The sequence below is a fragment of the Erysipelatoclostridium sp. An173 genome, from assembly GCF_963931465.1.
GTDB classification, from domain to species: Bacteria; Bacillota_I; Bacilli_A; order Erysipelotrichales; family Coprobacillaceae; genus Thomasclavelia; species Thomasclavelia merdavium.
Genome location: NZ_OZ007017.1, coordinates 1,438,707 through 1,452,208, shown reverse-complemented (window position 1 = coordinate 1,452,208; position 13,502 = coordinate 1,438,707). Strand labels below are relative to the sequence as shown.

Genomic DNA, 13,502 nt, shown 5'->3' with positions numbered 1-13,502 from the left:
TATGTTAGATGCAAAAGTATTAGTATTATTATCAACATACAATGGTGAGAAATATTTATCTGATTTATTAAATAGTATCTTACTTCAAAAAAATGTACATGTTGATATATTGATTAGAGACGATGGTTCAATTGACGATACAATAAATATATTAAATAGTTTTAAATCATATGACAATATTCAAGTAATATATGGTAATAATATTGGATCTAAAAATAGTTTTTATAAACTACTTGAAATTTGTGATACTTCATATGATTATTATGCATTTGCTGATCAAGACGATATATGGTTAGAAGATAAGATTTATAAAGCAATAAAATTATTAAAAAAGAATAATATTTCCCCAGCTTTATATTTAGGAAATTATACCTTAGTAAATAAGCATTTAGATTTTATACGAATCAGTAAAGAAAATAGGGTTTATCCATTTGAAAAAATAATTTTAAAAAACCATATTTTAGGTTGTACAATGGTTTTTAATAAGCAACTACTTAAAGTGATTAAAAATCATCAATATATAAATATAAATAATTTGCCTTTTCATGATCATTGGATATATATACTATGTTCTGCTATAAATGGAAATATTGTTTTAGACAGTCAAAGCTATATATTATATAGGCAACACGAAAATAATGTTGTTGGAAGCATAAAATTTAAAGATAGAATAAAGAGTTCTGCACTATTTAAAAATAAGAAAGTACGATATTTATATATAAATGAGTTGTACAAGAATTATAGAGATTTTATCGATAATGATAAAATTTTATTGTTGAAAGAGTGCATTAATTATACTATGTCATATAAAAATAAATTTAAATTTGCTTTTTTTAATTCATTACAAACTAACAATATATTAGAACGTATTATTTTAATAATAACTATATTATTAGGACGATTTTAATAGGAGTTAATACTATGAATAATAATCTTATTTCATATGGTATATATTTTTCGACTTTTTTATTAAACATGTATTTAGGTAAAAAATTCAAAAAAAGTAAAATAAATGAAAAAAATGGTATAGTCTATAATATCATTTCTACAATTATTATTTTTATGCCTTTAATTATTTTATCTGGTAGAAGAGTTAATGTAGGAACAGATTATTGGTCATATTATTCTTATCCAAATGCTTTGGGAAGTCTAAATGTTATAGAATATATTAACATATATTCATTTAAAGAGATAGGTTTTTTTTTAATATGTAAATTATGCTATCTATTTAATAATAGATATATTATTTATTATTTATTGACATATTTAATATGCTATTTTATTTTCATTTTTTATAAAAAAAATAAAAGAGATTTAGATTTACCAATGGTAATATTTATATTTTGTTTATTCTTTTTTCCTAAATCTTTAAATATTACACGTCAAATTTTAGCAGTTTCTATATTATTAAATGCATTTTATAATATAGGAATTGATATGAAAAAATATATACTTTTTACAATAGGTGCAATATCAATTCATACTACTGCAATTATAAGTTTAGTAGTTCTACCATATTTTCTTATTAAACAAATCAAAGGTAAGTATTTGGAAATATCACTAGTAATTATTTATACAATAATATCTTTTATAGTAATTTATTGTTTTAGATATTATTTTGCCTCTGACTATGTTAATAATTCAGGTCTATATAGTGGTAGTAACTTGTTGCAATTGCTAATTTTATTACTTCAATTTGTTTTTATGATTTTTTATAGATACATATTAAAAATTAGAAATATGGAATATGATAAATGGTTATTAATATTTTTTTATGGAATACTTTTTTTTGTGGTTTATAAAAATTATCAATGGGGATTTAGAATCAGTTATTATTTTTTAATTGCATTAATATATGTTGTTCCTAAGGTGTGGCAACTATTGAAAAGAAATACAATTTTTAATATAGGTAATAAATTTTTAATTATATCATTTTATATATTACAGTTTATTCTGTTATATGGAACTTTAAAGTATGATGAAATATTTCCATTGATTTTTAGATAAGCTTTAATTAGTATATCAATACAAAATTGACATTAAGAAATAGAATTTGTTTTAATTCAGAAAATTTGAGGTATTAAAATCAAATATATTATTAGATTTTATAGTGAACTCTAGCATAAAGGTAATAACAATTAATACATTTGTAGCTATAATTTTCTTTGATTAATAAACATAGAATTAGACAAATTAGTTCATAAAGAGTATTATAATAAATTGGTAAATAATATCATTTTTTTAAGATTTATTGCTTTTGTTGTATACTAGTGACTAAGATCCAGAAAATTTAATATTCATTTTTATGAAATAATATTCTAAAAATTATTATTTATATCTCTAAATGAAAGTTGATGTGGTTTTTATATAAATAGACAAATTGAAAATCACAACTGTTATGAAATAAAGCATATTATAAAACAAAAGCTGATTATTTCAAACCTATAAACAGATGATTATAAAAAAGAAATTATGTTTTGTTTAAAAAAATAAGATATAATGTTTAAAAAGATGTGATAGGAGTGTGATTAAAATAATAAGTATTATAGTACCAACATATAATAGAGGACATGTTATAAAGCGAACTATTGATAATTTATTAAACCAGACTATAGATGATTTTGAAATAATAATAGTTGATGATTGTTCTACAGATGACACACAACATATTATAAAAAATTATAATGATATTAGAATAAGATATTATAAAAATACAGTTAATATGGGAGCTTGTTATTCGAGAAATAGGGGTATAAAATTATCACATGGTGATTATATTGCATTTCAAGACAGTGACGATTTATGGGATAAAAATAAACTAAAAAAGCAACTAGAATTTTTATCGAAATATGATGCTGATGTTGTCTTTTGTAAGATGGAACAACTTGATGAATATGGACAGAATTATAATATTATTCCAGATAGATTGATACATAATAAAAATATAAGTTATGACGATTTATTAAAAGGTAATTTAATAAGTACACAAACAATATTGGCTAAGAAGATATGTTTCAGTACTGTAAAATTTGATGAAAATTTACCCCGTTTTCAAGATTGGGATCTTGCTATTAAGTTATCTATGGAATATACAGTTTTTTTTCAAGATGAATTATTAGTTACCCAATATATACAAAGCGATAGTATTACTAAAAATTACTTTAAGGCAATTACTGCATTGAAAATTATTTATAGTAAGTATTATGTTAAGAATAACGACAGGTATTCACAGTATTATTATTGGAATCTTTTAGCTACATGCCAGTATCAAGTTAAAGATAAAAATGTTATAAATTCGTATTTAAAGGCATTTAAATATAAGAAATCTTTTAAATTATTAATAAAAATATTTTTATGTAGAAGTAATTTATTAAATTTATTCCTAAAAGTTAAACGATAATAAAAATACAAAAATTTATCTTAAAATGAATTTAAGTTATAAATAAAATCTTTTTTTAATAATGATTACAGATCATATGCTTATGTCTTAATTTTCAATTTAAAAAATAATTTATAGTTAGATGATTATTATTTTATATTATTGATTAATGATGATAGATGAAAATAGTGAGGTATATATGAATATAACAATTTCAGGAACAGGATATGTAGGATTAAGTATCGCTACATTATTGGCACAACATAATCATGTTGTAGCTATAGATATTATAGAAGAAAAAGTAAATATGATTAATAATAAAAAGTCTCCTATTAAAGATAAAGAAATAGAAGACTTTTTATTAAACAAAAAATTAGATCTATATGCAACTATTGATGCTAAAGAGGCATACAGTGATGCAGACATCATAGTAGTAGCTGCGCCTACTAACTATGATGACAAAACAAATTCATTTGATACTAGTGCAGTTGAAAGTGTTATTAAATTAGCTTTGGAATATAATTCTAAAGCTTTTATTGTTATCAAAAGTACGATACCTGTTGGATATACTAAACAGGTAAATAAGATGTTTGATACAGATAGAATTATCTTTTCACCAGAATTTTTAAGAGAAGGAAAAGCATTATATGATAATCTATATCCTTCAAGGATAGTTGTAGGTGAACAAAGTGAAAGAGCAAAAGTATTTGCAGAATTATTAAAAGAAGGGGCTATCAAAGAAGATATCCCTGTTTTATATACTGACAGTACTGAAGCAGAAGCAATAAAATTATTTGCTAATACATATCTAGCATTAAGAGTAGCATATTTTAATGAATTGGATACTTATGCTGAGATTAAAGGATTAAATACAAAACAAATAATAGAAGGAGTATGTTTAGATCCAAGAATAGGTAATCATTATAATAATCCATCATTTGGATATGGAGGATATTGTTTACCAAAAGATACAAAACAATTAAAAGCAAACTATAAAGATGTACCAGAGAATCTAATATCCGCAATAGTAGCATCAAATACAACAAGAAAAGACCATATTGCTCAGGAGATATTTGATAGAAAACCAAACATTGTTGGCATTTATAGATTAACGATGAAAAGTGGTTCGGATAACTTTAGAGCAAGTGCAATTCAAGGAATAATGAAAAGGATAAAAGCAAAAGGAATAGAAGTAATAGTATATGAACCAACACTTAAAGAAGAAACCTTCTTTAATAGTAAGGTCATTACTGATCTAAATAAATTTAAAGAAATAAGTGATGTGATAGTAGTAAACAGAATTACAGAAGAAATCAAAGATGTAAGAGATAAAGTATATACAAGAGACTTATATGAAAGGGATTAGATATGTCCAGTAGTATAAAAAAAAATTTTTTATATAATGCTTTTTATAATGTGTTGACACTCATACTTCCATTGATAACAACCCCATATATATCAAGAGTAATGGGAGCAGAAAGGATAGGAATTTATTCTTATGCTTATTCAGTTGCTTATTATTTTGGTTTGTTTATACTTTTAGGTTTAAATAATTACGGGAATCGAACGATAGCAGGTGTCAGAGAAGATAAGGAACAATTATCTAAAGCATTTTGGAGCATATATGCTATGCAAATAATGATGACAATCATTATTATTATTGTATATATAGGATATGTTTTATTTTTTGCTGAAAATAAACTGATGGCATGGATACAAATCATATATTTGATTTCTGTAGCTTTTGATATTAACTGGTTTTTTTATGGAATGGAACAGTTTAAGATGACTGTTACAAGAAATTCGATAATTAAAATATTGAATTTGATATTGATATTATTATTAGTAAAAGGTCAAAATGATTTGTATATATATGCAATAATCATGGTTACGGGAATGCTGGTCAGTCAATTGGCATTATGGATGTTTTTAAAAAGGTTTATAATACTAGTAAAGATAGAAATAACCGATGTCCTTCAACATATAAAACCAAATTTAGTGTTATTTATTCCAGTACTGGCAATAAGTCTTTACACAACTATGAGCAAGATCATATTAGGGGCATTAAGCACTATGGAAGCAGTTGGATTTTATGAAAATTCAAATAAGCTGACACAAATACCATCTATGGCTATAACATCACTAGGAACTGTTATGCTTCCAAGAATGTCAAACTTGGTTGCAAATGGAAAACATAACGAAGCAACAAAATACATTCAAAAATCATTAATAGTTTCAGTATTTTTATCATGTGCTATGGCATTTGGAATATGTGCTGTATCTAAAAAATTTGTGCCTATATTTTATGGTGAGGGATATGATCCATGTGTGGAAATCATATCGATATTAGTATTATCATCAATATTTATATCATGGGCAAATGTTATCAGAACGCAATATCTTATTCCTAATAAGCAGGATAAGATATATATTATTTCAGTATTTTTAGGTGCAGGTATTAATATTGTTACTAATTTGATACTCATTCCATACTTGGATGCATTAGGAGCTGCAATAGCTACTTTTTTTGCAGAGTTATCTGTCTGTGCTTATCAGACATATAGAGTAAGAAAGGAAATAAAGGTAATCAAATATATGCTTCAATGTACACCTTTTTTAATAAGTGGAATAGTAATGTATATTTTAGTTAGTCTGATACCATTCGTGACAAATAATCTTATTACTTTGTGCATCAAAGTTATAACAGGTGCAATCATTTATTTAACAATGATTGGTATATATTACAAATTGGGTTTAAAGAAAACAATTAACTCTTAACAAAGATAAGATTTAATTTAAATTTAGCATGATACGTAGTGATTAATATATAAACCTGTTAGATGATATTAAAAATTTTATATGCTATTTATATCAGGAAAGGATATATTTATATGAGTAATATAACATTAGTTGTTATGGCTGCGGGGATAGGCAGTCGTTTTGGTGGAGGAATTAAACAATTGGAACCAGTAGGGATAAATGGAGAAGTGATTGTTGATTTTTCGGTTTATGATGCTATTGAGGCAGGATTTAATAAAGTTGTTTTTGTAATTAGAAAAGAATTGCAAAAAGATTTTGATGGGACTATAGGTAGCCGGTTAAAAGGTAAAGTTGATGTAAAATATGTATATCAGGATGTAAATGATATTCCTGATAAATATAGATATAAATTTAAAGAAAGAAATAAACCATGGGGAACAGGGCAAGCAATTCTAGTTTGTAAAGATGTAGTAAAAGAACCTTTTTTAGTGATAAATGCTGATGATTATTATGGCAAGGAAGCATTTAAAAAAGCTTATGAGTACTTAAGTAATGAGATTGATGAAAAGAAAATTTTACCGATCTGTATGGTTGGATTTGTTTTAAAGAATACTTTAAGTGATAATGGTACAGTTACTAGAGGTATATGTAAGGAAGAAAATGGAAAACTAGTTGATATTAAAGAAACTCATAATATTGAAAAATCTGGTGATAAAGTTATTTGTGGTGACAGGGAACTAGACAAAGATGCCCTTGTTTCTATGAATATGTGGGGATTGTACCCTGAGTTTATTGATTTATTATTAGTTGGGTTTTTAGATTTCTTAGAAAGATTGAATAAAGACGATTTGAAATCTGAGTTTTTGTTACCTATTTATATTGATGATTTATTAAAGCAAAAAAAAGTAACTGTTGATGTACTTAAGTCAGATGACAAATGGTTTGGGGTGACTTATCAAGCGGATAAAGAGATGGTTATTAATAATATAAGATTATTAATAGAACAGGGAGCTTATCCGCAAATGAAAAAAAATGTTAAATGTGGTTTAATGAAATAAATACATAAAAGAAATATTTTTTCCGATTGTGTTTGTAGGAATACAGATAGTGTTTACAATCGTATTTCTATATTATTTATTTAATTTTGCAGTATTACCAAACATATATATGTATGGAATTATTGCGTCAGTTATCATACTATGTTTGATAACTTTTTATTACAGTTTAAATCTAAAAATATCAGTATTAGAAGTGTTATTTCAAGGATACTTGCAGTTGTGGTGAGTATCGTTTTAATTTTAGTAAGTATTGAAATCAATAGAGGTATTACTTTTATTGATGGTTTTTCCAGTACTTATTATGAAATAAATGCTATATCGGTTATTGTACTGAATAACAGTGACTATGAAAAATTAAATGAACTTGAAGGAAAATCACTTGGTATCAATCAAAATGAAGATCAAGAAAATTTAACAAATGCTTTAACTGATATTAGAGAACAGTTGAATTCAGATACTGAGTATAAAGATTATAATGACTGGAATTCGTTAGCTGATTCACTATATAACTCTGACTGTGATGCTATTGTTGTTAATGAAGCATATAGAAGCATGCTTGAAGAAAATCATCAAGATTTTGATACGGAAACAAAAGTAATCTATCAATTTGAAATTAAAACTGAAACTGAAAATATAGCTAATGATGGAGCAATCAATGATGGCGTATTCGATATCTGTATTACAGGAATTGATACATACGGACCAGTATCAACTAGATCAAGAAGTGATGTCAATATGGTCATGACAGTTAATATGAATACTCATAAAATATTGTTGACAGGTATACCAAGAGATTATTATGTAACACTTGATTCAAAAGGTGCTAAAGATAAGCTGACTCATTCAGGAATCTATGGTGTAAATGAAACGGTAAATACTATTGGAAATTTATTAGAAACAGAAATGGATTATTATTATCGAATCAATTTTAGTTCTTTAGTAAATGTAGTTGATGTCTTAGGTGGTATTGATGTTTATAGTGATAAAACATTTGTTCCTCATACTAATAAATCAATCACTATTCAAGAAGGAATTAATCATATGGATGGAGAAATGTCATTAGCATTTTCAAGAGAAAGATATGCTTACGAAAGTGGTGATAATCATCGTATTAAAAATCAACAGGATGTAATGAAGGCTATCATCAATAAATTGTTAACACCATCGGTATTATCAAATTACCAAGAAGTTTTAGAAAAAGTTGAAGGAACATTTGAAACAAATATGAGTAGTGATGACATTATGTCATTGATAAAAAAACAATTATCAGATATGCAAGGATATGAGATAGAAAATCAGTATTTAGGTGGAAGTGGTAAAAGGATGTCAGGTGGCTATTCGATGCCAAATAGTAATCTTTATTATATGATTCCAGATCAAGATACAATAGATAGTGCGATAGTAAAAATTAGAGAAACTGAAGGTACTGGAAATTAAATAACAAGTTAATGAAAGTGGTTTAACTAATAGTTAGCCACTTTTTGATGATAAAAAATTAGTTTAATTCTAAAATAACTTATAAAATAATATTTGTAAGTTTAGGATAATTCTAATTTTTCTATACAGCTTTTTTTAAAATATTTTTTTTCCTTAAATCATATTATATAAATATACAATAATCTATAAAAAATTAGTGATTTACACTTGTTATTTTGAATTATAGGATTTATCAATATTTAGAAATAGTACTTTACAATTCCTATTTGAATAAGAAAATATTTTAAAAAAAAATTTGTAATAGATAATAGTAGATAGAGATTTTAAATTTTTCTCTAATCTAATGAATAAAAATTGATATTTATTACATGATAATGACAATTTATTACTTAGTTCTTTATATTTGTTAAATATAATAGTAAATTTATTATATAAAGTAGGAACAAAAGAGCTGATATTTAATATATTGTTTAAAAATTATTAAATTTTGATATATTTAAATTTTCATTTTTGATATAAATAAATTTTTACAGCAATAAAAAAATTTTACACTTTTAAAAGTGAATATTGTTATAAAAATTGTAATTTCTACTTATAAATAATGTAAAAAAGTGTGCTATTCTTAATTACATTTTTTATAAACATTCATATCACAATTATGATTTTTATCATTTTATATTCAACGAGTAGGTTCGAAAACTTATAGATTATTTCAAAAAAAATCATGTCCATAGTGATGTGATGAAAATGATTATATTTACGAAGCTAAAAAAGGATATGATATTGTTATCAGGTAAAAAAAAGAGGAGAGGGAAATGATGGTAGATAAAATCAATGTAAAAAATTTTACAACCGACACTAACAATAAAAGGTGGGATAATAAGCTATGGGAGAATTAATTAATAAAGTAACTTTATATGATATTATTTCATTTACAATACCAGGTAGTTTAGTACTTTTTTGTATGATGATTGTAAATGAGTGTATTTATAAACAAATTTATTTAATTGTAAATAATGATTTGATAATATTAATATTATTTTTGTTAGTTAGTTATTGCATTGGATGGATTTTATCAGAATTAATGAATTCTATATATACAAAAATTATATTCAATAAAAAAATATGTGAGCATTTATCGATACTAAATATTTGTATATATACAATAGTTATTTCAATATTACTTTTAGTGTTTGTATACTATTTTATTTACAAAAACAAGCAAGAACACATATTATGTTTTGTTCCTCAAAAAATATTTCTAGTTATCATATTTATTATAATATTTTTCTTTGAAATTAAAATATTATATAAAAATAAAAGCGACAATGAGAATAAAGATGAAATAAAATTATTAAGGCATCAATGTTCAGAACATCTTAAAAATATATATGAATTTGATTTAGATTATCTAGATATAAATACGGATGATATTATCAAAAAATTCAATAAAAGAGGATATATGATGATTCAAACTGTGTCTAAATACGGAAGAATGCATAATTATAATTCCTCTAAATCTTTTTCAAAAAATCTATCAGGAGCATGCTTACTTATATTTTTTTTAACAGGATACTTTATTATATTTGATACTTATAAAGATAATACTAGTATGCTGCTAATAATTATGTTTATTAGTAATATTTCTTTTTACCTTTTAGCTTTGCGATATCTTGATTTTTCATTGAAATTGAATATCTGCACTATGAGTTTTTGGTTAGACTATATTGAAAATAGAACTAATGGAAATCACTATGATGAATGATATGTTATTAATAATGTTTTTATTTAGAACTTTGTAGCTACTTATTTATATCGTAATAATCTTTCTAAAGAATTATGAAACAACTTATAGATATTCATTATTTAAAAAGTGTAATCATATGCTATACAATTTTAATAACTTTAGAAGGTTATTTATGAAGATTATTATAATATTTTTACAATGGAAAATTCAGAAATACTTTTAAAAAAAGAGGTTTAATAATAAAATTATATTTATGCTTGATGGAGGGGAAATGGAAATGAATAATATTACGATTCAAAGAAAAGGGGTTCATCATGGGGCCAGATATATAAGCTCTAACTCGATAATTAAAATTCTTCCTGGTATTGAGAATATAAAAGATGATATTGATCAATTTAGAAGAGTTGCTTTTGATTATAACAAAAACATGTCTAAAGAACAAAAAGAAAGAGAGTATCATAACTATTTTTTGGCTACTGAAAAGTTCAATAATACTATTTCTATTCTTGGTCAACGTGGAACAGGAAAAACTTCGGCAATGATGACGCTGTTCGATCAAATTCATAAAGGCTCATATTTTAGAAATAAAGATTCGGAAGATAATAAATATGATATTATTAATAGGATTATTGATCCCGAGGAAATGGGTGATGGATCTGATTCATTAGGTTGGATTATTACAGCATTAGATAAGTATATTGGCTCTTTTTCAAATATGTATAAAAATAATAGTGATTTGCTTGATACTGATTGTTTGCGTATAGGTAGTAACAGACATCAGGTGGAAATACTTAAGGATTTAATTACGCAACTTAGAGTGAGTTATATTTCTTCTAAAAAAGAATATTCTAATTTGATGAATGCAAATAGTAGTACTTTAGCTGAGTACAATGATAAGGTAACTCGCATGTTAAGCGAAGATTACGATTTTCATGAGAAGTTTAATAATTTTATTACCAGTCTAGTTGATTTTAAAAGGAAATTAAACGGAAATGAAGATTTTACTGATTTTAATAAAGAACCACTAATTTACTTCTTTTTCGATGATGTAGATACTTCTGCTAAACACTGTCCAAATATATTAATAAATATTCTCAATTTTTTATGTCATCCTAATATTGTAGTGTGTATTAGTGGCAATTATGATGTTTTTGAAAGATGTATGATAAAATATTTTTTAAAGATGACTAATTATCCACAAAGAGAATTAACTGAAGATGAAATAGATAATGCTCATGGCAGAAGTGAGTTTTTCTTGAAAAAGGTCTTACCTGCAACATATAGATATAGGATAATTTGGTATACCAATGAGGTTTTATTCGGGTTAAGATATAATGAAGAAAAAACAAATGATGAAAGTATTGAATCAAAATTAGAAGAATTAAATATTTTACAGCTCATTAGCTATGTTTTTGAATATGGATTTACAAATAGCGAGATAGAAGGAGAATATTTAGATTTTTTTACAATACCCAAATATGGTAAATCAAGGGAAGATATTGTTTTAAAAAATAACAGATATCTTTATGCATATCTTTCTGTTTTTGGTAAAAATGTTAGAAGTTTTATGAATGTATATAGTTATTTATATACTGAAGCAATATCAGTATATACTTTGAGAGCAATAAATAACTCAAAAATTGAAAAAAATAAGTACTGGAACAATCAAAGATTTAGTGAATTTGTAAATGTTTTATTAGAATCAAAGTTCACTTACTCAAGATTTCGCAAGAAAATTGATAGATTTTTAAAATTCAAATATGATCTCGTTAAAGACTCTAAGGTTTTGAATAATGATGATATTAGAAATTTACGAATTGATTGTGAAGAATTGAATAATATTGTGATTGATATATTGAGTGATGACTCAAATAAGGATATTGATAAAAAGGGGATAATAGAATCATTAATCATGTTGGCGATATTTGTTAATGAGATTTTTTATGTTATACATAAGGATGAATATCTGGAAAGATATAATAGTGTTCAAGAAAGATTAAAACAAATTCTATGTAATACTTTCATTAATAGTTTAAATAGTAATCTCCAAATATTACCTGTAAATTTGAATATGGGTAGCACGTTATGCTTTTATTATCGACTTACATCAAGGCTAACTTTGAAAAATCTAAAGGATTTAGGTGAGTCATCCTTGATACTAACTACAAATGATTTTTATCTTTTAAATGTAAAAAAATATATAAGACAATTGCTATATGCGACTTGCTTAATATACTCCTCTAAATCACATGATGATTTATCTGTTGGAGATGTTTTGTATGATAAAGATGAAATGATTATTACAAATGAAATAAAAAAGCAAGAAATTAAGTATTTATATGATATATATGAAAAAAGTACTTATAGCAAAGATAACAATAACAATAATAATTATGATAAAATGAGCTATGAGAGGGTAATATTTAATCTCTTAGAAAATTATTTTTATCAATATGATAAAGAATGGTTTAATAATTTACAATTCTTTTTAAACAAGCAGATACTTACTGTCGATCAAGTATTCAAACATACTATTGACAAATTAGAAATCAATATTTCTATTCCTTCGATAGAAAGAAAGATAGAAAGCGTTTATGCATTGATTAAAAGATATTCTGGAAGAAATGATGTTGATCACAAGAATTTGCAGATCTATTTTAAATTATTAAATATAATTTTAAAAAATAAAAATCTAGGTAATCACCAATATAATAATGAAAATAGTACATCAACGGATATTATCATTAAGAATAATGATTTAATGGAGTTATCTAAATACGATGAAAATGTTAGATTAATAAAATTGTTATATGATGAGATGAAAAATTTAAAATCATCTATTGAAAGTCAATGTGATACTAACAAAAAAGATGATTATTTTCAATACTTTCAACATCTTAATAAAATATTTAAAATATTTAAAGAAAGTTATGATAGTTATTATGATTTTTACAATGGTGTGTTATGGAAGATTAATAGTGAACAAATATCTAGAGTTTTTAAAGAATACTTTGATGTTTATTTAATGGTCAATTATATTATTGAGTATCAAAAATGGTATACAAGTAAAAATAATAAATTTTTATTGAATATACTACAATTATCTCAGGAAGATTTATAA

At 24.3% G+C, this 13,502-nt stretch carries 9 protein-coding genes; all 9 read left to right on the top strand.

The window, feature by feature from the left end:
* The first annotated feature begins 1 nt into the window (after position 1).
* The 9 genes from ABGT36_RS07315 to ABGT36_RS07275 all read left to right on the top strand — a co-directional run bounded on the left by ABGT36_RS07315 (position 2) and on the right by ABGT36_RS07275 (position 13,502).
* Complete coding sequence (locus ABGT36_RS07315; RefSeq protein ID WP_346677476.1) at positions 2-907, top strand: glycosyltransferase; 906 nt, start codon at positions 2-4, stop codon at positions 905-907.
* A 14-nt stretch (positions 908-921) separates the two neighbouring features.
* The gene (locus tag ABGT36_RS07310) at positions 922-2,007 is read left to right on the top strand and encodes an EpsG family protein (RefSeq protein WP_346677475.1); all 1,086 of its coding nucleotides are present in this window, start codon (positions 922-924) and stop codon (positions 2,005-2,007) included.
* A 517-nt stretch (positions 2,008-2,524) separates the two neighbouring features.
* Positions 2,525-3,400 (top strand): glycosyltransferase family 2 protein, encoded by an 876-nt coding sequence (locus tag ABGT36_RS07305; protein ID WP_346677473.1) that lies wholly within the window; start codon positions 2,525-2,527, stop codon positions 3,398-3,400.
* Positions 3,401-3,578: 178 nt separating this feature from the next.
* Positions 3,579-4,745, top strand: a complete 1,167-nt coding sequence (locus ABGT36_RS07300) for a nucleotide sugar dehydrogenase (RefSeq protein ID WP_346677472.1) — start codon at positions 3,579-3,581, stop codon at positions 4,743-4,745.
* Between the two features lie 2 nt (positions 4,746-4,747).
* A complete protein-coding gene (locus ABGT36_RS07295; RefSeq protein ID WP_346677470.1) occupies positions 4,748-6,157 on the top strand; it encodes an oligosaccharide flippase family protein in 1,410 nt (469 codons plus the stop codon).
* A 113-nt stretch (positions 6,158-6,270) separates the two neighbouring features.
* Positions 6,271-7,197, top strand: coding sequence for a sugar phosphate nucleotidyltransferase (locus ABGT36_RS07290; RefSeq protein WP_346677468.1), 927 nt, complete (start codon positions 6,271-6,273; stop codon positions 7,195-7,197).
* Positions 7,198-7,419: 222 nt separating this feature from the next.
* On the top strand, positions 7,420-8,634 hold the full coding sequence (locus ABGT36_RS07285) for an LCP family protein (protein ID WP_346677466.1): 1,215 nt from the start codon (positions 7,420-7,422) through the stop codon (positions 8,632-8,634).
* Between the two features lie 886 nt (positions 8,635-9,520).
* Entirely contained in the window at positions 9,521-10,399 is an 879-nt protein-coding gene (locus tag ABGT36_RS07280) for a hypothetical protein (protein ID WP_346677465.1), read from the top strand.
* A gap of 253 nt (positions 10,400-10,652) precedes the next feature.
* Complete coding sequence (locus ABGT36_RS07275) at positions 10,653-13,502, top strand: hypothetical protein (RefSeq protein ID WP_346677464.1); 2,850 nt, start codon at positions 10,653-10,655, stop codon at positions 13,500-13,502.